General features: G+C 59.2%; 26 protein-coding genes and 3 pseudogenes. 9 read left to right on the forward strand and 20 right to left on the reverse strand.

Annotated features, from left to right (window positions below):
- The 10 genes and pseudogenes from ASG35_RS20610 to andAc form a co-directional block, all read right to left on the reverse strand.
- Positions 1 to 411 carry a GFA family protein gene (locus ASG35_RS20610; protein ID WP_056361865.1) on the reverse strand — a complete coding sequence of 137 codons (411 nt, stop codon included), beginning with the start codon at positions 409 to 411 and terminating at the stop codon, positions 1 to 3.
- Positions 408 to 1,181, reverse strand: a complete 774-nt coding sequence (locus ASG35_RS20615) for an HpcH/HpaI aldolase family protein (RefSeq protein WP_056361869.1) — start codon at positions 1,179 to 1,181, stop codon at positions 408 to 410. The genes ASG35_RS20610 and ASG35_RS20615 overlap by 4 nt, the downstream gene beginning before the upstream one ends.
- Complete coding sequence (locus ASG35_RS20620) at positions 1,165 to 1,533, reverse strand: cupin domain-containing protein (protein ID WP_056362172.1); 369 nt, start codon at positions 1,531 to 1,533, stop codon at positions 1,165 to 1,167. The genes ASG35_RS20615 and ASG35_RS20620 overlap by 17 nt, the downstream gene beginning before the upstream one ends.
- Before the next feature lie 22 nt (positions 1,534 to 1,555).
- The gene (locus ASG35_RS20625) at positions 1,556 to 2,992 is read right to left on the reverse strand and encodes an NAD-dependent succinate-semialdehyde dehydrogenase (RefSeq protein ID WP_056361871.1); all 1,437 of its coding nucleotides are present in this window, start codon (positions 2,990 to 2,992) and stop codon (positions 1,556 to 1,558) included.
- Positions 2,993 to 3,377: 385 nt separating this feature from the next.
- A pseudogene (locus tag ASG35_RS31570) lies at positions 3,378 to 3,537 on the reverse strand (DUF1016 N-terminal domain-containing protein); the annotation flags it as partial.
- Positions 3,538 to 3,799: 262 nt separating this feature from the next.
- A pseudogene (locus ASG35_RS30975) lies at positions 3,800 to 4,484 on the reverse strand (DUF4158 domain-containing protein); the annotation flags it as partial.
- 201 nt (positions 4,485 to 4,685) lie between these two features.
- On the reverse strand, positions 4,686 to 5,951 hold the full coding sequence (gene andAa / locus ASG35_RS20635) for an anthranilate 1,2-dioxygenase system ferredoxin--NAD(+) reductase (RefSeq protein WP_056361877.1): 1,266 nt from the start codon (positions 5,949 to 5,951) through the stop codon (positions 4,686 to 4,688).
- A complete protein-coding gene (andAb, locus tag ASG35_RS20640; protein ID WP_056362175.1) occupies positions 5,948 to 6,271 on the reverse strand; it encodes an anthranilate 1,2-dioxygenase ferredoxin subunit AndAb in 324 nt (107 codons plus the stop codon). The genes andAa and andAb overlap by 4 nt, the downstream gene beginning before the upstream one ends.
- An 11-nt stretch (positions 6,272 to 6,282) precedes the next feature.
- On the reverse strand, positions 6,283 to 6,756 hold the full coding sequence (gene andAd, locus ASG35_RS20645; RefSeq protein WP_156393306.1) for an anthranilate 1,2-dioxygenase small subunit AndAd: 474 nt from the start codon (positions 6,754 to 6,756) through the stop codon (positions 6,283 to 6,285).
- A gap of 21 nt (positions 6,757 to 6,777) precedes the next feature.
- Positions 6,778 to 8,019 carry an anthranilate 1,2-dioxygenase large subunit AndAc gene (gene andAc, locus ASG35_RS20650; protein WP_056362177.1) on the reverse strand — a complete coding sequence of 414 codons (1,242 nt, stop codon included), beginning with the start codon at positions 8,017 to 8,019 and terminating at the stop codon, positions 6,778 to 6,780.
- 250 nt (positions 8,020 to 8,269) lie between these two features.
- Here andAc and andR point away from each other — a divergent pair, with 250 nt between their 5' ends.
- Positions 8,270 to 9,244: an anthranilate 1,2-dioxygenase regulatory protein AndR gene (gene andR, locus ASG35_RS20655; RefSeq protein ID WP_056361884.1), complete on the forward strand. Its 975-nt coding sequence runs from the start codon at positions 8,270 to 8,272 to the stop codon at positions 9,242 to 9,244.
- A 36-nt stretch (positions 9,245 to 9,280) separates the two neighbouring features.
- Here andR and catC read toward each other — a convergent pair whose 3' ends face one another.
- The 3 genes from catC to ASG35_RS20670 form a co-directional block, all read right to left on the reverse strand.
- Positions 9,281 to 9,571 (reverse strand): muconolactone Delta-isomerase, encoded by a 291-nt coding sequence (catC, locus tag ASG35_RS20660; protein WP_056361885.1) that lies wholly within the window; start codon positions 9,569 to 9,571, stop codon positions 9,281 to 9,283.
- A 73-nt stretch (positions 9,572 to 9,644) separates the two neighbouring features.
- Positions 9,645 to 10,553, reverse strand: coding sequence for a catechol 1,2-dioxygenase (gene catA / locus ASG35_RS20665; protein WP_056361888.1), 909 nt, complete (start codon positions 10,551 to 10,553; stop codon positions 9,645 to 9,647).
- A 58-nt stretch (positions 10,554 to 10,611) separates the two neighbouring features.
- Positions 10,612 to 11,769 (reverse strand): muconate/chloromuconate family cycloisomerase, encoded by a 1,158-nt coding sequence (locus tag ASG35_RS20670; RefSeq protein WP_056361890.1) that lies wholly within the window; start codon positions 11,767 to 11,769, stop codon positions 10,612 to 10,614.
- Between the two features lie 89 nt (positions 11,770 to 11,858).
- Here ASG35_RS20670 and ASG35_RS20675 point away from each other — a divergent pair, with 89 nt between their 5' ends.
- A complete protein-coding gene (locus tag ASG35_RS20675) occupies positions 11,859 to 12,740 on the forward strand; it encodes a LysR family transcriptional regulator (RefSeq protein ID WP_056361892.1) in 882 nt (293 codons plus the stop codon).
- A gap of 7 nt (positions 12,741 to 12,747) precedes the next feature.
- Here the strand turns inward: ASG35_RS20675 and ASG35_RS20680 are convergent, their stop codons facing one another.
- From ASG35_RS20680 to ASG35_RS20695, 4 genes are all read right to left on the reverse strand, one after another.
- Positions 12,748 to 13,857: a succinylglutamate desuccinylase/aspartoacylase family protein gene (locus ASG35_RS20680; protein WP_056361895.1), complete on the reverse strand. Its 1,110-nt coding sequence runs from the start codon at positions 13,855 to 13,857 to the stop codon at positions 12,748 to 12,750.
- A gap of 43 nt (positions 13,858 to 13,900) precedes the next feature.
- Complete coding sequence (locus ASG35_RS20685) at positions 13,901 to 15,193, reverse strand: MFS transporter (protein ID WP_056361898.1); 1,293 nt, start codon at positions 15,191 to 15,193, stop codon at positions 13,901 to 13,903.
- Between the two features lie 317 nt (positions 15,194 to 15,510).
- The gene (locus ASG35_RS20690) at positions 15,511 to 16,809 is read right to left on the reverse strand and encodes an NAD(P)/FAD-dependent oxidoreductase (RefSeq protein ID WP_056361899.1); all 1,299 of its coding nucleotides are present in this window, start codon (positions 16,807 to 16,809) and stop codon (positions 15,511 to 15,513) included.
- A 6-nt stretch (positions 16,810 to 16,815) separates the two neighbouring features.
- Positions 16,816 to 17,301, reverse strand: coding sequence for a DUF3830 family protein (locus ASG35_RS20695; RefSeq protein WP_056361902.1), 486 nt, complete (start codon positions 17,299 to 17,301; stop codon positions 16,816 to 16,818).
- Positions 17,302 to 17,575: 274 nt separating this feature from the next.
- Between ASG35_RS20695 and ASG35_RS20700 the strand changes: the two genes are divergently transcribed.
- The 5 genes from ASG35_RS20700 (at position 17,576) to ASG35_RS20720 (ending at position 23,469) form a co-directional block, all read left to right on the forward strand.
- Positions 17,576 to 18,205, forward strand: a complete 630-nt coding sequence (locus ASG35_RS20700) for a redoxin domain-containing protein (protein WP_056361905.1) — start codon at positions 17,576 to 17,578, stop codon at positions 18,203 to 18,205.
- 25 nt (positions 18,206 to 18,230) lie between these two features.
- The gene (locus tag ASG35_RS20705; RefSeq protein WP_156393292.1) at positions 18,231 to 20,210 is read left to right on the forward strand and encodes an alpha/beta hydrolase domain-containing protein; all 1,980 of its coding nucleotides are present in this window, start codon (positions 18,231 to 18,233) and stop codon (positions 20,208 to 20,210) included.
- Positions 20,207 to 20,944 carry an SDR family NAD(P)-dependent oxidoreductase gene (locus ASG35_RS20710; RefSeq protein WP_235527645.1) on the forward strand — a complete coding sequence of 246 codons (738 nt, stop codon included), beginning with the start codon at positions 20,207 to 20,209 and terminating at the stop codon, positions 20,942 to 20,944. The genes ASG35_RS20705 and ASG35_RS20710 overlap by 4 nt, the downstream gene beginning before the upstream one ends.
- Positions 20,941 to 22,197 (forward strand): dienelactone hydrolase family protein, encoded by a 1,257-nt coding sequence (locus tag ASG35_RS20715; protein WP_056361916.1) that lies wholly within the window; start codon positions 20,941 to 20,943, stop codon positions 22,195 to 22,197. The genes ASG35_RS20710 and ASG35_RS20715 overlap by 4 nt, the downstream gene beginning before the upstream one ends.
- A 105-nt stretch (positions 22,198 to 22,302) precedes the next feature.
- Complete coding sequence (locus tag ASG35_RS20720; RefSeq protein WP_200945759.1) at positions 22,303 to 23,469, forward strand: pyridoxal phosphate-dependent aminotransferase; 1,167 nt, start codon at positions 22,303 to 22,305, stop codon at positions 23,467 to 23,469.
- A gap of 99 nt (positions 23,470 to 23,568) precedes the next feature.
- Here ASG35_RS20720 and ASG35_RS20725 read toward each other — a convergent pair whose 3' ends face one another.
- Positions 23,569 to 24,684: a porin gene (locus ASG35_RS20725; RefSeq protein ID WP_056361923.1), complete on the reverse strand. Its 1,116-nt coding sequence runs from the start codon at positions 24,682 to 24,684 to the stop codon at positions 23,569 to 23,571.
- A 256-nt stretch (positions 24,685 to 24,940) separates the two neighbouring features.
- Between ASG35_RS20725 and ASG35_RS20730 the strand changes: the two genes are divergently transcribed.
- Together ASG35_RS20730 and ASG35_RS32265 are read left to right on the forward strand one after the other, a co-directional pair.
- On the forward strand, positions 24,941 to 25,648 hold the full coding sequence (locus ASG35_RS20730) for a GntR family transcriptional regulator (protein ID WP_056361926.1): 708 nt from the start codon (positions 24,941 to 24,943) through the stop codon (positions 25,646 to 25,648).
- Between the two features lie 276 nt (positions 25,649 to 25,924).
- Positions 25,925 to 26,137: a hypothetical protein gene (locus ASG35_RS32265; protein ID WP_156393293.1), complete on the forward strand. Its 213-nt coding sequence runs from the start codon at positions 25,925 to 25,927 to the stop codon at positions 26,135 to 26,137.
- 60 nt (positions 26,138 to 26,197) lie between these two features.
- Here the strand turns inward: ASG35_RS32265 and ASG35_RS20740 are convergent, their stop codons facing one another.
- Both ASG35_RS20740 and ASG35_RS30980 read right to left on the reverse strand, forming a co-directional pair.
- Positions 26,198 to 26,647, reverse strand: a complete 450-nt coding sequence (locus tag ASG35_RS20740; RefSeq protein ID WP_056361932.1) for a transposase — start codon at positions 26,645 to 26,647, stop codon at positions 26,198 to 26,200.
- 131 nt (positions 26,648 to 26,778) lie between these two features.
- A pseudogene (locus tag ASG35_RS30980) lies at positions 26,779 to 26,973 on the reverse strand (transposase domain-containing protein); the annotation flags it as partial.
- Positions 26,974 to 26,977 lie beyond the last annotated feature (4 nt).

Raw genomic sequence — 26,977 nt, forward strand, 5'->3', positions numbered from 1 at the left:
TCAGGAAGCGGGACGTTTTTCGAAGGTGGGAATGCCGTCCGGCAAGCAATGGAACGACTGCTTGTCAGCGAGATTGATGATGCGATCCGGCATGCCGTAGATACCGGGGTCATCGAGCGTGCCGACCTTGATCAGCATCAGGCCTGGCATGCGCGGCGAACGGGTCAGGATATGCGTGCCGCATTCAGGACAAAAGTCACGCGTGACGGGCGCGGCGAGGTCAGGCCGTGTGAATTGTTTCGGCGAACCCGCCGTGTACGTAAAAGCGCTTCCCGGCATCACGATCAACACGTTCGGACCACCGCCCGACAAATATTGGCATTCGCGGCAATGGCATTGAAGCCGCATGAGCGGCTCGTCTTCAGCGCGATACGAGAGATGCCCGCAATAACAATGTCCGGTCAGGGTCATGAGGAATGTGCAGTAGATGAAGCGGCAGCAAGCAAGCCGGAAAACCCGGCGCGCAACATGCTTTGGTCCGATCCAATGATGAACATGGTCACGCCGAGCGCCGCGAACCGGCCGACTTCGGCGCCGTTGGCAAGGAACATTGCGACCGGTTTGCGAGCGGCGCGAGCGCGCACGCAGATTGTTTCGACGTGGCGTTGCAACAGCGGAGCGTCGAGTGAATCCAGGCCGCACGACAACGCCAGATCCGCGCGGCCGATAAACCAGCCATCGACGGCGGAAGCGCCGATTTCATCGAGGTGATCGAGCGCTTCGGCATCCTCGATCTGCGCCAGGCTGATCGTGGCGGCATCGGCGGTATTCACGTGCGTTTTCATCTGTACCGAACCATAGCGCCCAGCACGCGGCGAGTTCGAAAAACCGCGCGTGCCGCCGCGGTATCGGCAGGACCGGTCGAACGCGATCGCATCGGCCGCATTGCGCACATGCGGCGCGACGATTCCCGCCGCGCCCAGATCCAGCGATTCGCCAAGATGAGCGCCTTCGAAAGATGGCACGCGCACCAGCGCCGGCAAATCCGCGCTGCGGGCGGCGAGCATGCAAAGGTCGAGCGATTCACGCGAGAACGGCGCGTGCTCGGCGTCCAGCACAATGAAATCGAGCGCCGTCTCGCCCAGCACTTCCACGGTCTGTGGCGACGTCGTCTTCACGAACGTGCCAATCAGCCGTTCGCCACGCAGCAATCTGCCGCGCAATTCAAGGCTGCGGTTCATTGGCCTGTTGATACTCCACCAGATGCAGATAATCCGCGCGCACCGGCGCGAAGATATCGAGATTCAGCGCGACTTCCGTGCCGAGCGGTTCCGCGTAGTGCTGCACGTTCGGCGGAATGCGAATGATGCTGCCCGGACCGGCGTCGAAGGTTTCATCGCCGACATGAAAGCGCACCTGTCCCTGTACGATCATCACGACCTGCTCAAAAGTATGGCTGTGCGGCGAGACATCCATGCCCGGCGACAGCCAGTTCATCACGGCCATGAAATGGTCGCCGCGAAACGCCGCGCGTTCCACGCCTGGGCGCACGGTCTCGCGCGGCAAGTCGTTGAAGTTGTAGAGGGTGGTCATCAAGCTGTCTCCGGTTTGAGCATCACATCTCGCTCACGAACTTCGTATTGAGAAACGCGTCGAGTCCTTCCTGGCCGGCTTCCGACCCGTAGCCGCTTTCCTTGATGCCGCCAAAAGGCGCTTCAGCTATGGATACCGTCAGGTTGTTGATGCCGACAACGCCTGCCTCCAGCGCACGCGCGACCGCAATGGAGCGCTTGTTCGACTCAGTGAACGCATAGGCGGCGAGCCCGTAGGGCAGGCGGTTGGCGTGATCGACCGCTTCGTCCAGCGTACTGAACGGATTGGCGATGGCAAGTGGTCCGAACGGTTCCTCGTTCATCATTTGTGCGTGGTCCGGTACTTCGGCGAGGAACGTGGGTTGCCAGAAATGACCCTTGTTAGCTCCGCGCTCGCCACCGGTGAGCACGCGCGCGCCTTGCTTCGTCGCATCGGCGACCAGACGTTCCATTGCGTCGATCCGCCGCCCGTTCGCCATGGATCCCATCTGGTTCGCCGGATCGAGACCGTTGCCCACGCTGACACGTCCGATCGCCTCGGTAAATGCCTGTACGAACTGCTTGTAGATGCCTTCCTGCACATAAAAGCGCGTAGGCGCAATACAGACTTGGCCCGCGTTGCGGATCTTGCCGATCACGAGCGTTTTCACGACGTCTTCCACATTTACATCGTCGAACACGATCACCGGGGAGTGGCCGCCGAGTTCGAACGTGGCTTTCTTCATGCCGTCGGCGGCGAGCCGCGCAAGATGCTTGCCAATACCGGTCGAACCTGTAAACGTGATCTTCTTGATGACCGGCGATGCAATCAAATAGCGCGAGATGAAATCCGGCACGCCGGTGACAATATTCAGCACGCCGTTGGGCAAACCCGCATCTTGCAGCGCCTTGGCAAAAGCGAGCGCTGCAGACGGCGTTTCCTCCGCCGGTTTCAGGATGCAGGTGCATCCCGCCGAGAGCGAGGCCGCGATCTTGCGCGACGAGAGCATCGCTGGAAAATTCCATGGCGAGAACGCGGCAACCGGACCGACAGGCTCCTTCATGACGAGCCATCTGTGCCCCACGTTACGGGACGGCACGATTCGCCCGTATGCGCGCCGCCCTTCTTCCGCAAACCATTCGAACGTATCAGCAGCGCCCAGCACTTCGCCGCGCGCTTCGACAAGCGTCTTGCCTTGCTCACGGGTGGTCTGCGCTGCGATCAGTTCAGCCCGCTCGCGGATCAGGTTAGCCGCGTCCTTCAGGATTCGGGCACGGTCATACGGTGCGACGCAAGACCAGCTCTTGAAAGCCCGTGCGGAGGAATCGAGCGCGGCGTTTAGATTCTGTTCCGACGCATGCGGAACACGTCCGATTTCTTCTTCTGTCGCCGGATTGCGCAGCGGCTGGGACGGGTTGCCTTGCGCTCTGATCCACTCTCCGTCGATGAAAAGATGCGGTTCGGGTATGAAATCTTTCATGAACGGGTCCCCTATTGCGACGCAGGAAAATTGTGATCATCGGATGACCGCTAGTCTAATGCGTCCGTTCTCATAAGAAAACAATATATTTATAGTTCCGATATCGGACCCATTTAGCCTCTGGGTATTGGCGGAGTTCTTGCATGTCGTTGATTCATCCAGGGTCGATGACTCGCTGCTCTCACGACTTCGATCAGCGCAAGGTGCGCAAAACGACCTCTACCCAGCTCGGTTGCCTAATAACGAAGATACCTGCAAGGCACGAGTCTAAAAAATTCTTTCGAGCGGCGACGTGGAATGGGATCAGCGCATACATGGACATGAACATGGACGACATTAGTCGCATACAAAGAAGCTTGACGCGATGTGGAGGCTTAATCCGACTGGCTCGCGCTCCTCGCAGTACATCATCAAAAAATGCGGCGACCGATCTGCCAGTACAGCACGGTGAGTTCCGCGTTCACTGCAGCAGCTGCGCGGGCACGTGCGCCATCGATCAGCTGTCGAACGTCGTCGAGCAAGGAACTGAAAATCAAATCAGTCATACGTAAAAGCCAAAGGAATTGCGTGCACCGCGGATGGATCGAGGGGGCACCTTACCGGAAACCATGCAGGTGCGAAACCCCGCCTTATCGATCGTCAATTCTCTTCGCAGCTCGGAGAAAATCTTGTTTCTCTATTGCTTGTCGCGCGATGGGCGACGGCACGAACACGCGACAGATGATGTGCTGGCCATCTTCGGTAATATGTATATATCGCGAGTACTGTACTATTAAGAATCGTCAGGAGCAAAAATGGAGCACTAGGGGTTTCGGTGAGCGTCGAGGGACTGTGTCGCGCTGGTGGCGTCTTCAGCCATTCGAGCACTCTCATCCCAGAAGTCCCCATGCTGGGCGGAGAGGACAGAATCGGCATGAACCAACTGTGCTTTCGTCACTGTTGCCTTGATAAGAGCGAGCAGACGACGCTCAATATCCGATCAGATCGAACGGCCGAGGTCCCGCAGTTTCCGTTCGGCGGGTATCAGGATGCGACGCTCATACGGCCGGCAATGAGCGTGCTGGAGCAGCTCATCAAGGGTAAGGGATTCGATGGCATTCTGTCGCATCCACGCTTCCAGTCCTGCCCAGTGGCTCGGTCCGATGGACGTCAGGCCGAGATATTCGCAGATCCAGACCTGATGCTCGTACAGCGTCTWATAGCGCCGATAAAGTGTGCGAAGGGACGCGATAGTCGGGGTGGGCAGGCCGAGCCGCTCGCCAATGTRGCGCAGTAACTGGCGCGGGAGTGTGCCGACATGATCCAGGGTGCGGCCACTGGACCGCAGAAAGACCAGTTGGATGGCAACGCCGGCAAGCCGATCGCGTCGAAAGCGCTCGTTGATTGCTGCAATGTCGCTGTCAGTCAACGCGAAGTAACGCTCCACGTCGAATTCCAATAGTCGAGCGGGCAGGCGATCCTGTCCCACATAACGATATTCTAGGCTTGGCATTTCCGCCTCCCGTCAAGGTGGCGCGTTTTAATCACGGGCAGATATGTTATCGCAGACGCATTTTGAGCCTTCGGACAAAAGTCGAAACCTCTTGGCAGCCCATAAATTAAGGTGCTTCCGAGAAAACCGCCTGATTTAGCACGAAAAGGACGAATACCCCGGTCCGAGGCCCGGACTATCGAGTGCCGCCTTTTGCAATGTCTAGCTTCCAAGCATTTTGATTAAAGACACTGGCTGCTGCAAAAAAGTTTTTAACGGTATACCTGGATCGACAAGACGATCGGGCGAAATCACTTTTCGGGCGATGACCAACCGGCGGCACACTCCCATATCCCGTCCGTTGTTCACCGTGACCGCGGCTGCCAATGATCCGTTCGAGTCCAGCGCCAGCACGCAGAAGGAGCCTTGCACAGGATCGCCGCGAACAACCTTGGTCTGATTCGCCGTGAAGAACCCAAGCGTTTGTACGTTGCAGTCGTATTGATCCGACCAGAGCCACGGAGTTTCCTCGTAAGCTACGTTGTCGCCGAGCATGTTTGCCGCGGCAACGGCTGGCTGGTTCTCGGCAACTTGCCAAGATTCCACCCGAACGTGGCGGCCAACCGAAGGGTTAAAGTGATTCGTTACCTCGCCGGCCGCGTAGATTGCCGGGTCGGATGTGCGGCAATGTGCATCGACCAAGATTCCGTTGTCCACAGCAAGACCCGCCGATTCCGCGAGTTCCACATTCGGAAGCACGCCAATGCCCACCACAACAACATCGGCATGGATGACGGACGGGCCGCTTGCATCCATAGTCACGATCGATGCAACCGCATTAGCAGATGCATCAATGGCGACCGGTGTGGTTGCAAGCTTGACATCCACGCCGTGACGCCTGTGCAGCTCAAGCATGAATGCGCCGACTTCAGCTGGCATGGATCGTTGCAGCAAGCGGTCAGCAGGTTCGATCAAGCTCACAGCACAACCGCGTGTCCTGGCCGATGCCGCCACCTCCAGTCCGATGAACCCGCCGCCGAGAACCGTGACACGCGCCCCCGGAACGAGCGCCTTACGCAACGCACGGGCGTCAGCAACGGTACGCACATAATGAATATGCACTGCCCCGTTCACAGGCCCGCCAAAACGGCGCACCCGCGATCCCGTTGCAAGCAGCAAGCATGTGTAGCCAATGCGCGACCCATCGTCGAGAATCACGCAGCGATCAGAACGATTGACTTTCGCCACGCGCATGCCGAGACGCAACTCGATGCGCTGATCTTCGTACCAGTTCGCATCCCGAATGAATGCACGATGCTCGCCATCGTCCATGAGCAACGCATCTTTCGACAATACCGGCCGGTCGTAAGGCAGCTCTGTCTCTTCGCCGACCATAACGATACGAATATCCGGCGAGCGTTCGCGTAGCGTTTCAGCAGCTCGCCGCGCGGCGTGGCCCGCGCCGACAATCACATAAGCGTCGTTCATTCAACCTGGACCTCGACGTTGTCGCCGTTGATGCGAACCGGATAGCTACGGACCGCCTCCACAATAGGCGCGCACCGTGGCGCACCTGTGCGGATATCGACCAGACCTTGATGCAGCGGGCACTCCACGCATCCGTCTTCCACGAAACCATCCGACAGCCGCGCGTGACCGTGCGTGCAGAGATCATGCAGCGCGAAGATATCGTCGCCAAGACGAAACATTGCGATAGGCTTGTTGGCCGCAACCACGGCAACAGGCTCGCCTTCCTCGAAGTCATTGAGCACGCCAACAGGATGCCAGGCGTTGTCGATCTGGTTCATCGCAGGCTCCATCAGATTGGCGTGGCGAGCAAAGTCTGCACGCGCGATGTGTCATAGATCACGCGTTTGGACCGGTAGCGCAAACCGTCAACTGTCCTTACTACTTTGTCGTAGTACTTTCCGGCCTGATAGACGTTCGATTCGCCATTCGTACGTGTCTGAACCACGACGTAGTTGCTTTCTGTTTCGATCACGCCATCCTGTTGTCCGATCACGCACAGACCGGACGTCATATGCCGGTAGCTGTGTTCCTCGAAGATATTGGCGTTGCGCAAGGACACCACACGGTCGCGCAGCATCTTCTGGTTGTTGCAGAAAATGATGCCGATAGGCAAGCCCATGTCGGCGTTTTCCTTCGGGACGATCTCGTACAGACAATCTTCGGTGAAGAGCGCCGGCCACATCTCCAGCCGGTCGTTGTCGAGGGTGTTGATGTACTGGTCCTGCAGCAGGTGAAGCTGGAACCACAATGTCATGTCTTCCATGATGCTTGGCGTCTGCATGGATTAGTACCCCATCAGTTTCTGATATCCGACCCAGAACTTGCGGATCAGGCTTTCGGTGATGACGGTATCCTGCTGGTCGGGATTGCCGCGTGACATTTCGATTACCGATGTCGCGCCGGCGTCGCGAATGGTCCCCCGCTGAACGAGTTCGGTCGCTTCAGTATCTTCCATCGATATATAACCGGCGGGCCCGACCAGATTGGCCTGCTTGATACGCAATTCGCGCATTTCGGGCGTGTCGTCCGCATAGCCGAAGAAGTGGAAAATCAACTCGAAGCTATCTGGTCCCTTCGGCAACAACTGGCGTGCAACCAGCGTGTTATGGATCTGCTGAATCACGAGCTGCGGAAAAATCGGCTGGATATGATTGGTCGTGTCTTCTTCGAATTCCGAAATCAACCCGAGGATGGATTCATCTTCAAGCGCAAATCCTTCGTCGAACGAGCGGATGTTTTGCTGCTTGTATGCGGCCGAATTGTCCTCGCCTGTTTTTGTCACCGTGATGATGCTGTGAAGGCCATGCGTGGCGTCGGGAATGGATCGCGCTTTCATTCCGACGCGGAAAATATTGAAAGTCGTATGGAACAGGTGGAGCATGCTCGCGTGATACGGGTCCTTCACGTTCTCGAAATAAAGCTTCCAGTTCGACTTCGAAAACTGACGCGTGCACCCGAGATATTCAATTGGCTTATGAAAAATCCGGTCGATCCACGGACGCATTTCCGCGCCGAGATAATTAGGCAACGGTTCCACGGTGTCACTGAACGTGGCGAATACCACGCCGCGATAACTCTCCACGCGAAGTTTCCGCAGACCATGATTTTTCGGATCGAAGTCGGCGGGCATTCCGGTCATGCTTTTCTGTCCCCGTCGAAACGGCACGCCGAGCAGGTTGCCGCTTTTATCGAAGCTCCACTGGTGATACACGCATGTGTGCGAACTCGCATTGCCGCGCGATTTGCGGCACACGGATGCGCCGCGATGCGCACATCGGTTGACCCACGCCGCCAGCGTTCCGTCGTCGTTGCGCGTGACAACGACCGGGGTATCGCCCACGAACGTGCTCTTGAAATCGCCCGGCTTCGGAATCTCTGCTTCGAGCGCGACAAAATTCCAGGTCGGCCCGCGATAAATCCGCTCCTGCTCGCGCTCATAAACGGCTTGCGAACTGAAGACCTTGTACGGCACGCGCGATCCGTCGTCGTGAGGAAAATTGACCATATCGGTGTCGAGCGCGTTCATGGGGCGCAGGGGCACCTCGCGCAGCACGTCCGGCGCATCGAGCGCATTCAATCCGTTCGGTTCCATGGCGGATAGTCCTTTTTGTGGGGATTTCGTATGGAGCGATTTTTGGTGCGCCAAAATAGGTGGTCTATCCATTAATGGCTGCATTCATGGCGCGTTATCCACTTCCGGCACTTTTCCACCGGCACGGTCAAACGCCGGTTGCAGTACCATTGCTAACACTGTTTTCCGCTTAACGGACACGTCCATGTCACCCGCCGCTTTTCGTGCCGATGCACTGCGAAGCTACCGATTATTCGAATCGAACGATCTCGATGAAACACGCGAACTGATTTCGCGCGTGATGCAGCCGCACGCGCTCGTGCCTGCGGGTCTTGGCGGCGGCCGCTCGCATATGGATTTCGTGAAGCTCGGTGGATTGGGACTTGGCACCATCGGCTTTGGCGAAGCCATGCGTGTGGATGTAAAAGCAGTCGATGGTTATTACCTGCTGATGTTTTGCGTCGCCGGCGAAGCCGAAGTTCGCACCATGGGCCGTTCCATGCAGGTGAACCGGAAGCAAGGCGTGCTTTGCGCGCCCGGCCAGGCATTTAACGCGCATCTATCGCCGGGATGCGAGCAGTTCGTGCTGCGTATCGATCCGCAGGCGTTCGAAACGCAGACAGGGTTCGCCGCGAGCAGCCTTGCGTCGCTGGTACCGGTTGGTGGCGTTCATCTGCGTGGCTGGATGCAGCAGCTTCAACTCGTCGCAAGCTCGACCGAATTGCTTGCGTGCGCGCGCGCCAATCCGAATGTCGCCACGCAACTGGAACGCCTCTTGATCGATTTGTTCGCTGCGGGACACGTAAGCGACGCGAACCACGCGACGGCATCGAATGGCCGCGCTGCGATGAGCGTTTCGCCGGGGTTCGTCAAGCGTGCGGAAGCGTTTATACAAGCGCGCTGCACGGAACCGCTGGAACTCGCCGATATCGCCATCGCAGCAGGCGTTTCTTCAAGGACCTTGCGTGACGGCTTCCAGCAATTCAAGGGCGTCAGTCCCATGCAATACGTGCGGACGCTACGTCTTGACCGCGCTCGTGAAGCTTTGCGGGAACGACCGTCAGACGTGCGTGTCGCGGAGATTGCTCTAGATTGCGGATTCACGCATCTTGGTCGTTTTGCGATTGCCTACAAAGAAATCTTTGGCGAATCGCCGTCGGATACCTTGCGCATCAGATAGCGTAGCGGCAACGTTCCTCTAAGCTTTCCGCTTACCTCAACGATCGTCCGCATGCACCGACGACGGGTGCCGGCAAAGCGCCCTCACCTCCACTTGCATATACGGAAACAGCGGCAACTGGCTCAAGACTTCGTGCAAGTGCGAAGGACTTTCGACGTCGAAAATGCTGACGTTGGCGTACTGTCCGACAATGCGCCACAAGTGCCGCCACACGCCGCTCTGCTGTAATCGTTGCGCCATTTCTTTCTCTTTGGCTTTCAATGCAACGGCTTGCTCCGCGTCCATATCGACGGGAAGGTTGACGATCATCTCAACGTGAAACAGCATCGCTGCTCCTGGATTTTTGCATGCTCAAGAAAGAAAACCGTGAGCGCGTCAATCGCGCCCACGGCCGGAGAGATCACGCTTTTGCGCGGAGACGCTCGACTTCCGTTGCGGGCACATTGTCCCGCTCCTTGAAGAGCGTGAAATCAAAGTCGATCAGCGCAAATTTTCCTTCGACGCCGTATGGCTTGCCCGCATCGCCCGCCGATTTTTTAAGCTCGGGCACGAGGCCATCGCGCGTAGCGAAAGCGAAGTCGTCCCACAAGTAGGGATCTCCGTCGATATTGATTTGTGTCGTCAGTTTTCTGGAGCCGGGCGCGGAGATAAAAAAGTGAATATGGGCGGGACGATGCCCGTGGCGTCCCAATTGGTCGAGCAGAAGTTGTGTCTTGCCTTGCGGCGGCACGCTATAGCCGACCGGGACCACGCTGCGGAAACTGTAGTTACCGTCGCGATCGGTTTGAATCGAGCGGCGCAGGTTGAACGCCGGTTGCGACTTGTCGAAATGGGAGTAATTACCCAGATGATTCGCGTGCCACACTTCGACCAGCGCACCGCCGAGCGGCTTGCCGTCCTCGCCGAGAACGCGCCCGCGCATGACCAGCGTTTCGCCCGGGTCCGTACCGTCGTCCAGACGCGCGAATCTCTCAGAAAGCGGCGCGCCCGCAACGTACAGCGGCCCTTCAATAGTCCGTGGCGTGCCGCCTTCGAGACCCGCGCTGGCTTCCGCCTCGTCGAGCCGCAGATCCAGGAAGTGCTCGAAACCGAGCCCCGCCGCGAGCAGACCCAATTCACCGCTCTGTCCGGCTTCCGCCAGGTAATTCACCGCGGTCCAGAATTCACCGGGCTGGACGTCGAGGTCTTCGATCGTATAAAACAGATCGCGAATGATGCGATTGACAATAGCCCTCGTGCGCGGATTGCCGGCCTCCGTGGCACTGTCGTTGAACTTTTGCAGCAGCGAGTCGATTGCTTGATGGTCCATGCTTGTCTCCTTTGCTTTGGGGGATTCGATATGACGCGCAGCCTCACAGCGCCCGCTTTCAACTTGCGCCGATGCTCACGCTTTTTGTTGCATCGCGTCGCAGACGGCCAATCTTTTCCCAGTCAAGCGTCACGCCGAGACCTGGTCCATCGGGCAGGTGCAGCGCGAAGTCCTGGTATCGCAGCGGCTCGGTGAGAATTTCTTCCGTGAGCAGCAACGGTCCGAACAGCTCGGTGCCCCACTTCAGCGAAGCAAAGGTGCTGAAGAGTTGCGCGGACGCAATCGTTCCTATCGCGCCTTCCAACATCGTGCCGCCATACAGGTCGATCTGCGCAGCAAGCGCGATTGCCGCCACGCTGCCCGCGCCGGACAGTCCGCCCGACTGAGCAATCTTTATTGCGAACACATCGGCTGCTCGCAGGCTTGCAAGCTCGAACGCATCGGCCGGACCGTGCAACGCTTCGTCGGCCATGATCGGTGCACACGCCAGTGCGCTCAGACGCTTGAGCCCCGCCTTGTTATGGGCGTGTATGGGTTGTTCTACTAAGGTAATGCCCGCGCCTGCCAAACGAGGCAGCGCCCAGATTGCATCGGATTCGCGCCAAGCCTGATTGACGTCCACGCGCACTTCACCCCGCTCGCCCAACGCTTCCTTGATGGCGATCACATGCGCCACGTCGTCAGCCACTTCGCGCAGACCGATCTTCAGCTTGAACACGCGATGCCGCCGGCTTTCGAGCGCACCTCGCGCCTCTTCAATGTCGCGTGCCGTGTCGCCACTTGCAAGCGTCCACGCGACTTCCACGCTATCGCGCACGCGACCGCCGAACAGTTCGGAAAGCGGTACGCCCAGACGCTGCGCCTGTGCGTCGAACAATGCAGTTTCGAGCGCGCATTTGGCAAAGCGATTGCCCTGGAAAAGCGTGTGCAGCTCCGCCATTGCCGCGCCCGGTCGCGTTGCGTCCCGCCCCATGAGGCGCGGCGCGAAGTAGGTATCGATATTGACCTTGATGCTTTCCGGACTCTCCTCGCCGTAAGCAAGTCCTCCGATTGTCGTGCCCTCTCCCACGCCTACAATACCGTCGGCGCATTGAATGCGAACGAGTACGAGCGTCTGGCAATTCATGGTCGCAACCGACAGCCGATGCGGCCGGATAGTCGGCACATCCACGAGAATGGTCTCTACTGCCTGTATTTTCACGGGTGTTGCTATCATGCGTTCCTCCTGAAGGCCCCCATGTTACGAACGAACCTGCAGGGACGTCCAACACCTATTTCGACTACTTCCATACCTTAGGGGTATGCATGGAACTTCGCCAGCTTCGATACTTCGTCGCCGTCGCCGAAGAGATGAACATCACGCGTGCGGCGGACCGGCTGCACATGACGCAGCCGCCGCTCAGCCGGCAGATACAACAGATCGAGGAGAGCATCGGCTTGCCGCTTTTCGCGCGCGGTGCGCGGCCCTTGCGTCTCACCGAAGCAGGCCGGATCTTCTACACGCAGGCCAAACGCCTGCTCACGGAAGCGGACGAACTCGCACCGCTCACGCGCCGGCTCGCGCAACTGGCAGAGCGCGTGGTGATCGGATTCGTGCCTTCGACTTTGTACGGCGCGTTGCCCGCTGTGATCCGCGCTTTTCGGGAGAGCGCGCCACACATCGAGTTGTCGCTGATTGAAATGTTCACGATCGAGCAGCTTGCTGCGCTCAAGGGCGGACGTATCGATGTCGGATTCGGCCGCCTGCGTTTCGACGATAATCAACTTGCACGCGAAGTGCTGGTGGAAGAGCCGCTGATCGCCGCCTTGCCGCAAGACCATCCGCTTGCGAATACCGATGGGCCCCTGACGCTTGCGGCGCTCGCACGCGAGACGCTGATTGTTTATCCGAGCACGCCGCGTCCGAGTTATGCGGACCAGCAGTTATCGGCAATGCGCGATCACGCGCTCGAACCTGCCGCGGTTCACGAAGTGCGCGAGTTGCAGACCGCGCTCGGCCTCGTGGCGGCGAACGTGGGCGTGTGTCTCGTGCCCATGAGCGTCGACGGCCTGCGTGCGCATGGCGTGGTCTACAGAGCCATTGCGGAACATTCCACGTCGCCGATCATCATGAGCCGCCGCAGCGAAGATAGTTCGCCTGCGACCACGCTGCTGTGCGCGCTTGCCCGCCAGTCGTTCCACGCGTGACGAACCCCTACCGCTCGAAATCGTTCGCTGCGATCTTGATCACGATGTCGTTCGGACGAACCAGCCTGTTCGATACCGCAGCGTAGAGCCGGCCGGGCCGCACGGCGCGAATCTGCGTGCGTGCCGTGGCCGGGTCGTCGGCGGTCGGATCCACGATTTCCGCGATGACATCGCCCGCGTTCACGTCCGTGCCGAGCGCAAACGGATAGACGATCACCCCGCCCACCGGCGTGCGCATCATCGAGATGGCTTCGTGCGGCGTTTTCTCGCCCGACCAAACCGCGTCGGGATTGAAGTTGCCTTCCACCACGCCCATGCGCGCAAGGTAGCGGAAGATTGCCTGCGCGTCCGCACGAGCGAGTTCATCAGATACATCGGCCGTGCCGCGCATCTCGATGGTGACGCTGACATTTCCCTGCGCCACAGGAAACTCCTCGCCGAACTTTTGCGCCAGATCGTGCCAGGGCTTGCTGCAGGTTCCATCGAAGAGAATGGGGGTATCCGTCACATGCACCAGCGCCGGATCGATCTCCGCAATCAACGGGTCGAGCATTGCCTCGCACCACGGCGCGACGACCATGCCCGCGATTGCAACCAGTTCGGAATGCGAATCGATGACGAAATCCGCATCGATTGCCAGCTTGAGCAAGTTGTTCTGCAACGACTGAACCTCGGTCGCGGGACGCAGCGCTTCGAGCGTGTCTTTCAGCGCGGCACGAATGACGTCCTTGTTCGTATCGATATCCGCGCCGAGCTTGCCTTCGACGCGCACCGCCAGGCCCGCGCTCAGATCAGGCCAGCCACGGTTGTAATTGCCGCCGCCATCGAGCGCTTCGCGGCCAATCTGATTGCCGAGCACGTTATCGGACAGCCCGATCGGATTGGCGAAAGGCACGATCACCAGTTCGCCCTTCATTTTTCCCGCCCGGTCGGCGGCCAGCGCGAGATCGAGCAAATGATGGCCAATCAGAAGGCCAGGCGTTTCGTTCGCGTGAAGTGCTGCCTGATAATACGCCTTGGGCCGCGCTCCGGCCTTCCCGACACGATGCACCTTGAGCGTTCGCTGCGTGCCGGGGCTTGAGGAAAGAAGAGAAACGTATTCGATCAGATGTGCCACAGAAATCCTCTTTAATGCTATTTTCTCTTTACTCGACGGCGCGTCATTTGACTTCACCGGTCGCCGGGGTTCTGAAGCTTACTTTCGCCGATGAACTAGCTTCTTTGCTCTCGCCCTCGAAGCGGGGATACCGGCCAAGCAGCAACAAGACTCCAGCGCCCGCTACGACAACCACCGCGTTGATGATCAAGACCGCTTCATAGCCATTCAGCGTGACGAGCAACTTGCTGAACGAGAATGGCCCGAGACCCGCGCCGACCGCAAAGCCGATGAACACGCCGCCGTAGATGGCGCTGTAGGCGCGCATGCCGAAATAACGCGATACCAGGTAGGCCAGTGCATCGTACTCCACGCCCGACGACGTCCCGACAATCAGGACCAGCAAAGATGCAATCCAGAAACTGTTCACGCCGTGTGCCAGCAGCAGAAACGAAAGCGCGCACGGCAGCAACATGCCGAAGATCACAACCGGCGCCCAGATACGGTCGAGGAACCATCCCGTCAACAGCCGGCCGATCACAATCCCGATTCCGTACCACGAAGCAATGCTGACGGCATCGCTCATGCCGAAACCCGACTTGGTCCAGAAACGCTCGAGGTTCGGTGCAATGCCGGCAAGCGCTAGAGAGAGCAAAAAGAAGCTGCCGGTCAGGATCCAGAACGCCGGCGTTTTCACAGCCTGGATAAACGGCATGCCGGGAACGTCGGCAATTTTTGTATCGACAGCACCAGCGTGAGCGGCCGGATCGATCTTCGGCTCGCGAAAGAACGCAATGGCAATCGGCAGCGTGATCACGAGCAGGAATGCACCGAGACACACGTAAGCGATACGCCAGCCGAACATCGAGATCATGTGGAACGCATACAGTTTGATCATCGCGCCGAAGATGCCTGTTCCCACCAGACAGATGCCGAGCGCCATGCCCCGGTGCTGCCTGAAATGCACCACTACGCTCTTGGTCCACGTCACTGGCAGCGTGCCTGCGCCCAAGACCGTGATGACCGCATACGTGAGGTAGAACCGGACGATTGAACCGTTCGTGAACGCGAGCAGCATCCAGCCAATGGCAAGACCAACAACGGAGACCAGCACGATACGGCGCGGCCCGATCCTGTCCGCCAGCGTGCCAATATAGGGTCCCAGAAGGCTTGATCCGAAGAACAGGATCATGAAGGTCAGCATGACTTGCGAGTCGGCCCAGCCGAACGTCTTGGTGAGCGATGGCAGGAACACGCCCGCGCTGTATGACGCCATGGTTGTCATGCTGGTACCAATGCCGATGGTCGCGGCAACGATGATGCCCCACCCCGTTTTGAATTCACTTGCGCTTGACATGACGTTTCCTTGGTCCCTGCATTCATGGCTGATGATGCGCCGCGTAGGCGTCGAATGATTTGATCAAATTATTCTTTGATCGGATTCGATTTTTTGCGAGCAAAATTCCCGTGTCAAGCCAAAGGGCCGTTCAGCGCGAAAAAAATCCGGTACCGCATGTTCGGAGACACCATTTCAATGATTCAAATTCGGCGCGCAGAGCCAAATTACTTTGGTTTCCTTAGCGTATTCACGGCTGGGTTCTGGCCGGATTAGATACCCGCCTTTTCGCCTGCGCAATCCGCGTAAAGCCCCTGCAATTCAAGTGCGCTTCGTCTTCACCGGCGCATTGCGTCCTGCACGATTCCGACCGGTAACAACAGCTGCGGGGCAAACCGTGCGAACCCGTGCGCCTTGATCGGCGAAGCGCTCGTAATTGGCATAGGCAGGATGGATGGATCGTTCTCAACGAGGAACCGGCCGAGCCGCGCGCCCATGGAAGTCGACATGGCAATGCCCCGGCCATTGCAACCGAGCGGAGCAAGCCAGCGATCATCGATACGAAAAAGTCGCGGCAGGAAATCCGGCGTCAGCGCGGCAGACCCACGCCAGATGTAGTCGAAACACACCGTCCCCAGTTGCGGAAAGATGCGCTCCATGCGACGCGCGAGCGAGCGCAGCAGTCGCGGCTTGGCAAGCCACTGCGAAACCGGCGCCATGCCGCCGGTCACAATGCGTCCGTCGGACGTGTAACGCAGCGCGAAAAGATTGTTTCGCGTGTCCGAAAGCGCCTCGTTGCCCGCAAGCACCTGCTTGCGAACGAGATCCGCGACCGGCTGCGTGGCCAGCTGGAACACCGTGAGCGGGACGATGCTTTTTCGGACCGCGGGCGTGAGGTCGTTATTGGCGCCTTGCATGGCGTTCGTGCATTGCAGGACCTGTTTCGTCGTCACCATGCCATGCCCTGTACGCAAACGACGGCGCTCGCCGTCAGCCACGACGGACTCCACGCGCGTGCCGGAAAAGATTCGGACTCCTTTCTCCGATGCCACCCGCGCAAGCTCGTTCGTGTACGCGAAGGGATTCAGGTGGCCACCGCTGGCATCGAACAATGCGCCGTGAAATTGCGCGCTGCCCACCCGTGCGCGCGTCTCTTGTGCGTTCAGCCACTGCGCCCGGCCGCCTGCGCGCTGCCAGTCTTCGACTCTTCCTGCAAGTGCTGGCGCAAGTTCCCGGGCGTGAGCGGGATTGAGCCAGCCGGACTGGATGGCATCGCACGAAAGACCATGGCGCGCGATCAGATCGAAAACTGTCTGCGCGCCCTGTGCAACCATGGAAACCATGCGCTCGCCGTGCGTGTCGCCCATCAGGCGAAGAACATCGCGAGGACCGAGACGCGGCAAGCTCGGCACGATCAACCCGCCGTTCCTGCCGGACGCGCCCGCAGCCGGAGTGTCCGCTTCCAGCACGATCACGCGACGTCCAAGTTCGGCCAGCGTCAGCGCGCAACTCAAGCCCATGATGCCGGCGCCTATGATAGCGACATCGCAGTCGAGCTCTCCTTGTAATTCATCGAATGTCACTGCCGGCGCTGCCGCGACCGGCCAATAATTTACATCCAGCGCTTGCGTGTCCATGCCGAATCATTCGCCCCGCGCGAGACGCAGCGTGCATGCGCCGCTTTTTCGAATGGCTCCGCACGCGCGCGCGAGTTCAGGGACATCGGCTGGATCGGCTCGGGCAATCACACTGCCTGCCAGCCAGCCGATCGGAAACAACATGCGTCCGCCGGGTGCGTAGAAAAAGCCCAGGTCGAACACGGGATTCGGATTGCCGCCCCACATCTTTGCGGGCACGTAGGCGAGCACGAGATCTCCGGCCTGTGGCGTGACGGTCGCGTTCTCCGGCGCCAGCGGCCGCGAATTGCGCTCGGCGCCGATCATCGCCGATGGAATCGGGCACGAAATCTCAGGGCCTGTCCACATGGCATGGATGGCCGGCATCTCGCGCGGCTGGGCGAGCAAGTCCCACAGAAAGCTCGTGCCTTCCGGCGCCGCTTGTTCCAGCAAGCCGAACCGGATTGCCAGGCCGCTGCCCGATTCTGAAACCACCACGCTTTTGCTGCTCATCGATCATTTCTCCAGGGTCCGTCGTCTGGCGCGTTCAATGTCGCACCGGCCAAAAATAATTTGATCAAATCATATCCCACCGATTTTTGCGATGGCAAGGATTAGTTTCCTGAGGGCTCAATTAGACGGTTAGCTGTGGATTGAGCCCGAAAAAACTTGACACCGACTTATCGTCAGAAAACACTAGCGCACCTCGTGATAATTTGATCAAATTTGGATGCGACGCCGAAACCCGAGCTGAATCATCCGCCGTTCCAGGAAAGGAGTTCTAGCAATGCTTTTATCGCCAGGCATGTCGGTGCCTGATTTTCCGATTGTTATCGGCGGGTCGTCGCGCCAGTTTCACGATTGGATGGGCGAAGGCTGGGCGCTGGTTGTCGCGCTCAAAGCCATGTCGCCAACCTGCAGCACGGAAGTTGCCGCGCTCGACGCGCTCGTGCCGTCGTTCGCGGGTTGCAATACGAAAGTGCTCGGCGTGACCGCTGATGCGCCTGCGCTGATCCAGGCGTGGCTTGGCGATTTGAGCGAAGTTCTGGGATGCGTGCCGAGTTTCGACCTGGCAACGGACGCTTCGCCTGCAGCGTCCACGGCGCTGGGTTTCGTCGATGAAACCGCGCTCAACACCTTGCATCGCACGGCGCTTATTGTCTCGCCCGAGAAAAAGATCGTGGCGACGGTGACGTATCCCGTGACGAACGGGCGCAACTTTCCGGAACTGCTGCGTGTATTGCGGGCGGCACAACTGACCGCAGCGAAGCGCGTCGCGACGCCGGCGGCATGGAGCGACGGAGAACCCGTCATGCTGCCTCCGTCGCTTTCACAAGCCGACGCCGAGCGGCTTTATCCGGCAGGCGTCAGGGTGTTACGCCCCTACTTGCGCATGGTCGCGCAGCCGCTGCCCTAACCGCCTAACTTGCAGGATCGAACCAATGACTGGAGTCAAGCGTTTCGAAGTCGTCTCCCGAGAGACTGTCTTCAACGGCATGGCGTTTGGAGAAAACGGCAGCGTAGGCGCATACGAGTTGCTTTCGGGCCGCGCGCATTGCGAGATCGATCCGGCGCACGCGCTGAACGAAGGTATCGTTAATCTTGCGAATGCGCCTCGCTCGGCCAGCGGCCTGGTTGAATACGGCGTCGATTTTCATATCTACAAGCCAGTCGAGCTTGCGCGCGGCAACGGCTGGATGTTTTACGAGTTCCTCAATCGCGGGACTCAACGCGGTATTGTGCGTATCAACAATGCGCCGGTCGTGGCGTTGCCGAAGCAGCCTGAAGATATCGGCAATGGCTTTCTCATGCATCAGGGATTTTCGATTGTCTGGACCGCGTGGCAAGGCAACGTGGAACCGGGCGGCGGACGCATGCTCGCGCAATTTCCAGTAGCTACGCGAAATGGCGAGCCGGACGGCAAGCCGATCATCGGCACGGGATGGGAAGAATTTGTGCTCGACGCGACCGACTCCATTCGTGGCGCGCAACTGAAGGAACTCGACGATACACACGTACTGCTTACATTGTCGTATCCAGCGGCGAGCCTCGATCCCACAACCGCAACGCTGACCGCGCGCCAGCACGAGCGCGATCCGCGCGCGATGCCGCCGGGAATCGCATGGCATTTCGTCGATGAAAACACGATTTGCGTCGAGCGTTCGCCGGAGTGCACGCTGGATCGCGGCGCGATCTTCGAATTCATCTATCGGGCGCGTGATCCGGTCGTGATGGGACTCGGCTACGCCAGCGTGCGTGACGTGATGGACTTTCTCAAGCACGAGACCACTGATACCCACGGCAATCCCAATCCTCTGGGCACGCTGCCCGGCATTCCGCCAAGCCGGGCGCTCGGCTTCGGTTTGTCCCAAAGCGGCCGGGTGCTGCGCGATTTTCTGTATGAAGGCTTCAACGAAAGCACGTTGCACCGGCAGGTATTCGACGCGGTCGTGCCGATCATCGCAGGCTCGCGTCGTGCGTGGATCAATGCGCCCTTCTCGCAACCGGGCCGATATTCGCGCCAGCACGAAGACCATTCGTACCCCGGCGATCAGTTCCCGTTTGCTTATGCCACGCTCGCAGATCCCGTCAGCGGACGCACCGCGGGCATTCTCCAACGCGCGCGGGCGTCGAACACAGCGCCCAAGGTCATGCACATGGATACCGATTCGGAAGTCTGGTCGGCGCGCGCGTCATTGGTCGCCACCGACTGCGAAGGCCGCGACCTTCCCGACGATCCCGACGTGCGCCTCTATCTGACAAGCGGTATTGCGCACGGCGACTATCCGCTGCCAAGCGCCCCTGTGACGCTGCACGCGACCAATCCGCTGACCTACGGCGCGACGCTACGTGCGCTTTTCGTGGCGATGGTGGATTGGGTCGATCGCGGTATTGAACCGCCGCCGAGTGTGTTTCCATCGCACAAGGAAGGCACATGGTGGACGCTCGACGCCTTTACCGAGCATTTTGAAAAGACAACCGGCCTTGCAAGTCCGGGTGTCATGAACGAACTGCGGTTGCTCGATCACACACAGGTACCGCCGCTCGAAGGCGCGCTTTATCCGGCGTTCGTGCCCGCCGTGGATACAGACGGAAACGGCAGCGCGGGCATACGCCAGCCTTTCGTTCAGGCACCGCTCGGCACGCACGCGGGCTGGGCGCCGCGAGCGCCGGGCTTTGCGAAAGGCGCGCTCTACAGCGTGTACGGCTCGTATATTCCGTTTGTAGCCGATGACCCAATGCGTGCATCAGGTGACCTCCGGCCGTCGCTCGCCGCACGATACGCTTCCCGCGACGAATGGAAAGCGCGGCTCCTTGCATCGGCGCAAAGTCTCGTGGATGCCCGGTTAATGCTCGCTTCAGACCTCGAACAACTGCGCCGCGAACTCGATATCTCAACCGATCCATTTCATATCCTATGACCATGAAGCCGCACGACTGGAGCAGCACCATAGCGCTTGTCACGGGCGCGAATGGCGGGCTGGGCACCGCGTTTATCGACGAATTGCTGCGCCTCGGAGTCCAAAAAATCTACGCGGCGAGTCGCAGCGCAACGATCTCGCATGCCGATGAACGTGTGGTGCCGATCACACTGGACGTGACCGATCCCGCTCTGGTCGCCGCTGCGGCGCGTGCTGCCTCGGACGTCACGTTGCTGATCAACAACGCGGGACTCAACACGCAGTCGGGAGCATTCGCACCGGATTGTGCCGATGCCGCCTGGCGCGAGATGGAAGTCAATTACTTCGGTATCCTTTCCATGGCGCGGGCGTTCGCGCCCGGTCTTATCGAACATCAGGGCGCGATGATCAATGTGCTATCAATACTTGCACGCATTGCGCTTGCGCCCATGGCTACACTGTGCGCGTCCAAAGCGGCCGCGCTGCGCCTGACCGAAAGCCTTCGTGCCGAACTCGGCGCGAAAGGCGTGCGTGTGTTGGCGCTGCTGCCGGGCGCAATCGATACCGCCATGAGCCGCCATTATCCCGGCGAAAAGCTCGCGCCGGCTGAGGTGGTGAAAGCCGCCTTCGAAGGTCTAGTGAAAGACGAAAGCGAGGTCTATGTGGGCGATATGGCCCAGGGCGTAGCCGCTGCGCTCGCTACGAACCGCGCCGACGTGCAGGCTCAGTTCCTCGCCGCGGCAACCGCAACATGAACATCCGGGAGAAGTCAGTGGGACATAACATCGAAATCACGAGCAGCGGCGGCAAAACGTTTTCGGCCTACATGGCTGCGCCCGCGCAAGGATCAGGACCAGGCCTCGTGCTGTTGCAGGAGATCTTCGGCATCAACGACTACATGAAGTCGATGGCCGAACGATTCGCGGAAGAAGGATATGTGGTGCTGGTTCCGGATCTGTTCTGGCGCATGCAGCCAGGTGTCGAGCTCGGTCACGACGATGCCGGATTTGCCGCCGCGCTCGACTTCAACGAGCGGCTCGACATCGACCTGGCGGTGAGGGACATCGCCTCCACAGTCCAGGCTCTGCGAGCGCTTCCCGAGCATGCGGGAAAGGTCGGCGCTATCGGCTATTGCCTCGGCGGCAAGCTCGCCATGCTCTCGGCTGCGGCAATCGATCTGGATTGCGCAGTCAGTTACTACGGCGTGGGACTCGACGCCTATCTGGACCGGGTCGCATCGATTTCCTGCCCGATGATCTTTCACTTTGCCGGCAACGACGGGCTGTGCCCGCCTGAAACTCGCGCGACCATACAGACTGCGTTGAAGGCGCGGGATGGCATTGAAATGTACGTGTACGAAGGTTGCGACCACGCGTTTGCAACGCCATCGCGCGAGAGCTTCGACAAACCCGCATCCATGATGGCGTACTCGCGGACCATGGGAATGCTGCGCAAGATCCTTGGACCGGTCTACGACCTGAACGCGCTGTGGGAAGAGCACTGCTATTACGAATTCGGCACACGCGACGTCGACGCGGTCATGCCCACAATGGTTGCCGCGCCGTATGTGAACCACGTGCCGACCATGACGGGCGGCGTGGGCCACGACGAATTGAAGCGCTTCTACAAGTACCATTTCGTCGATGCCAACCCCGCCGACACGCGCCTCATTCCAATTTCGCGCACCATGGGCGCAGATCGAATCGTCGATGAATTCGTTTTCTGCGCCACGCACGATCGCGAGATCGACTGGCTGCTGCCGGGCCTTGCGCCCACCGGCAAATACTTCGAGATTCCCATGCTCGCGGTGATCTGCTTTCGCGGCAACAAGCTGTACAACGAACACATCTATTGGGATCAGGCATCGGTGCTCGTGCAAATTGGCGCACTCGATCCTGCTGGCTTGCCGGTGGCCGGGATCCAGACAGCTAAGAAACTCCTCGACGAAATGCTGCCCACCAATGCGCTGATGCCGAACTGGCAATCGAGCGAGGGCCGGCCCGTCTAGTTCCTTCGAACAACCGCGTTGCTTTTCTTCGTCGTAACGCGCCGTTTGCGCGGGGACGGCGTTCGTCTATATAACGGATATTGAATACTCATAACGAGCTTCATCATGAAACTTGCCAAGCGCATTACCGGAACGTCGAAGAAATCCTTCGGCATGTATGAAAAAGCTGCCCGCATGGGTGGCGATACGTCGGACCTGATTCATCTGGAACTGGGCAGCCCGCATGCCGACACACCCGACCTGATCAAGCAGGCAACGGTCGACGCCCTCATGCGCGGCGACGTGCATTACAGCGACCTGCGCGGGCTGCCCGCACTGCGCCGCGCGCTCGCAGCGAAGCTGCAACAACAGAATGCGCTCGATGTCACCGAAGACGAAGTGATCGTCACGAACGGCCTCACGCATGGCTCGTTCGCTGCGTTCTTCGCGCTGCTCGACGAAGGCGACGAAGTCATCTTGCTAGCGCCGTATTATCCGCAGCATGTCGGCAAAATCGAGCTTGCGGGTGCGCGTCCGGTACTCGTGGACCTCGACCGCAACAACAATTTTTCCATCGACGCGAAAGCGATCGAAGCGGCCATCACGCCGAAAACGAAAGTGATCGTGATCGTGAATCCGGCGAATCCCACAGGCCGTGTCTACACGCGCGAGGAACTCGAGCAACTCGCCGACCTTGCAATCCGCCACGACCTGGTGGTGATGTCAGACGAAGTGTATGAAGAGATCGTGTACGACAGCGCGCGTCACATCAGCATTGCAAGCTTGCCGGGAATGAAAGCGCGCACGATCTCCATGTTCGCATTCACGAAATCGTATGCCATGGATGGCTGGCGCATTGGTTACGTGGCCGCGCCCGCGGACGCGATTGGCGCAATGCTCAAGATCACCGCGAACGACGTCACGCACGTGAACACGTTCATTCAGGCAGGCGCGCTCGCGGCCGTCACCGCGCCGCGCACTGCGCTCGCTCATCTTCTCGACGATGACCGCGAAAAGCGAGACCTGGTTGTCGAGAGTTTGAACGACATGCGTAACGTCACGTGCGCGCAGCCGGAAGGTGCGATCTATGCATTTCCGGATATCGCCAGGACGGGGTTGTCGGCGCAAGCGTGCGCTGACCGCATCCTGGAGGAAGCGCGTGTCGTAGTGGAAGCAGGCAGCTTCTATGGCGCGGCGGGCGAAGGCCATCTTCGCGTGTGCTTCGGGTCGGAATCGAAGGAGCGCGTTGCGGAAGCCATGACGCGCTTGCATCAATTCTTCGAAACGCTTTAGAGAATCCAGCGGCGTTCGAGCACACTAAAAAGCCCGCTGACCTTCGAGTCAGCGGGCTTTGTCTTGCATGGAACGTTTGCACGTCCCATGCTGCCTGCATCAGAAACGATGCCGGATACCAATGTCGCCCACCACCTGATTCGCCGACGACGACGTGCCAATACCAATGATCGACGCGCGCGCATTGTCACCCTGGGCGTGCTCGGTCAGCACCATTGCGTAGACATCGGTGCGCTTGGATAACGCATAGTCGATCGTCGTGCTGATTTGATGCAACTTGAGGCCGCCAAGCGTTGTAAGCGTGTAGCCGGCTGCGCCGGTCAGCGCCGGCGTGAACGAGTACGTAAAGCCCACCTGGCCGTTGCGGAACATCGCGTTTTCTACGTTTTTGCCGCGCACACCTGCGTACAGCGCCTGCGTGTACATGGCATAGACGAAGGTCTTTGCGAACCTGTAGCTCGACGCAACGCCCATGGTTCGCAGATAACTGCCGCCTACCACATTGCGCCCTGTTGGCAGACCTGTCAGCGACGAGACGTCTAGCAGCGACCCCGATCCCGCGACCTCCGTATAGGCGGCTGCTACGTTCCATGCGCCAAGGTTGTAGCTTGCCGAGTAGCTGTATGAACGGCCATCGCCATTGATATCGCCGGGCAAATTCGAGAAGCCGTACATGGCGCCGAATTGCAGGCCCGACCAAACCGGCGTGAGGTACTGCACCGAGTTCGTCAGGCGCTGCGCATTGGCGCGATCGTTGGCGAGCGGATGGTCGGAAAACTGGCCTAGAAGCCAGGTCGAGGTCTCATACATACCCAGCGTCGCGCCCATGTAGTCGTACTGGTTGCCGAGCGTCAGCGTGCCGTATGTGTTGTCCCTCAGGCCGACATACGCCTGGCGGCCAAAAAGCTTGCCGCCCTGCCCCAGCGCGCCGGTGCCTGTGCTGTAGCCGTTTTCAAGCACAAAAATTGCGCTCGTGCCGCCACCCAGATCCTCGATGCCGCGAAAACCTACGCGGTTGGCCTGCATGACGGAGTTGGTGAACTCGTATTCGTGCTTGCCTCCGACGTTGCTTACATATCCCACGCCGGCATCCACGATGCCATACAGCGTGACCGAGCTCTGAGCATGGGCGGCTGGCGAGAGCGCGGTGACGCAAGCTGCGGCGACTGCGGGAGCGATTACCTTCGAACGGCGCGAAAAGAAGCGTCTGGTCATGTGCTGGTTTCGTGAAAGAGTAAGGATCGACCAACGCCGTCCGGGAAGACTATCCGGTCATGGCGGGTTCGAATGACAATTCAGATAATTTGATCAAATAATAATTTGATGAAACGAATTGTTTTTGAGCCGAAATTCGCTGTCAAGCATTCGATTAGAATTTCGGCTGGTGTGCCACACCGCGTGCTTGTGGCGGGCGGTTCGTATCGCTGATACGATATGGACGCTGTTTTGATCGAACGATCACGGAGCTTCGATGTTAGGAAACCAGATACAACGCGTCGTCAAGCGGGGCACCTTGCAGGAGTCCATTTATGGGCAATTGCGCACGTCGCTCATGCAGGGACGGTTCGAGCCCGGGCAACAACTCACGGTCGCCGTCCTGGCGGAAGCCTTCGGCTCGAGCGCCATGCCCGTACGCGAGGCGCTACGGCAGCTGGTAGTGGAAAAAGGACTCATCGCACTTCCCAACGGCACAATCCAGGTACCGGAGGTCAGCGAAAAGCGGCTGCGAGACTTGTGTGAGGCCCGGCTTGCGCTCGAAGGACTTGCAACGGCCATGGCCTGCGAGAACATGGATGCGTCGTCGCTGCGTCGGCTCAAGCGGCTTATTTCAGAGCACGAACTCGCAATCAAGCATGACGGCATCCACGAGAGTCTGGAGAAAAACCAGGAGTTCCATTTTTTGATTTATAACGGCTCCGGCTCCACGGTGTTGCCGCAACTCATCGAAACCGTGTGGCTGCAATGCGGTCCGTATATGCGTGTGGTGACCGAAGAGGTCGAACGCAATCAGGACGTGCCGTATCATACGGCGGGCACCAATTATCATCATATCGTTGCTGAAGCGCTCGAAAAACGTGACGCACAAGCGGCTCGCAGCGCGATGGAAAAAGACATCAAGCTCGCCTTCGATTTTCTTATCGATGTGATGCGGACTCGAGAGCCTCACTCGGTCGTTTGATGCCTCAACTAGCGAATCCCATTGCGCTGCTAAACTGATGTTTGGTCCAGCGAGGTAGGCAATGCCCTGATACTGGTCTTGTTCATTCTTTGACCCCGGGCATTACAAAACTTAACTATCCACTTGGCCCATCGCGCGCCCGTTTAGCCGCGATCAAATTCCCTTTAGATCAAGTGTTTCGATGCTTACGGCAGTCTGAAATTCCAGCCCGTCGGGCAGGACTGTCATGCGCAGGCAGGGCCGCATCTCGCCGTAGACTTCCTGTATGCCGACGTGGTGGACAGCAACACGGCCCAGCCGGTGCCCGACGGCACGCCGGGAGTGCTGGTTCTTACGCATCTCGACAAGCAGGCGGGACCGCTCGTACGCTGGTGGACCGGCGATATCGTCGTGAGGACAGCACGCCCTGCACGTGCGGGCGCACGCATGCGCGGCTCGCCGGCGGCGTCCAGGGGTGCGCGGACGATATGCTCGTCGTGCGCGGGGTAAAGGTGTTCCCTCATCGGTGGAGCAGATCATGCACGGTTTCGAAGAACTCGGCAGCGAGTATCAGATCGTGCTCGACCCCTCAGTGCGCGACGCAAACAGCGGTTTCCTAACCGGCATCTGCCTGCGCATAGAAGCACTCAACTGATCGTCACGAGCATCATCGAATTCAACCTTGATGCCGTTGGGAAATCGAATCTCCAAGCGAGGTGCAGTCTCCCTTGGCTGGGCCTGAGTTGGAAGCACGGGTATGAAAGCCGCTGCCGCCGGATTCAAGGTCTTAGCCACCGGCACGATCCCGGTGCTCGCCCGCCGTTTTTTGTCGGCCGTAACCCACGTACGCAACAAGTTCGCGTTTAATCTGTGGTTCAGTGCGAGACGTGCGACGGACACGCCCGGCGCCATGCAGGCCTCGATCAGTTCTCGCTTGGCTTTCGGGTCGTACACGCATCGACCGTCCTGCTTGCGGCCTACAATAAGCCGCGCTTTTAACTCTGAGGTGATGTCAGTCATAGATGTCCACGTTGATTTACGTGGACATATGGTCGCCACTGTGAGGCGCTTCCGCTAGACGCTGACAACGGACCGCTTACGAAACAACGTAAGCGCTCGGCGATCTCAGGGGTTCGGGAGCCGATGTCAGCCTACTGTTGAAGCTGAGGCTGCCAGAGGTGCGGTGACAGCTCATCGAGCCAACTGGCGGGCTGCGTAGGGAGCCGCGTCAGGATGTTTTTCAGATAGGCATAGGGATCGTGTCCGTTAAGCTTCGCTGACTGGATAAGACTCATCACTGCAGCCTGGCGCCGACCCGCGCGAGCTGAGCCCGCGAAGAGCCAATTCCCT

The sequence above is a fragment of the Burkholderia sp. Leaf177 genome (assembly GCF_001424345.1).
Lineage (GTDB): Bacteria > Pseudomonadota > Gammaproteobacteria > Burkholderiales > Burkholderiaceae > Caballeronia.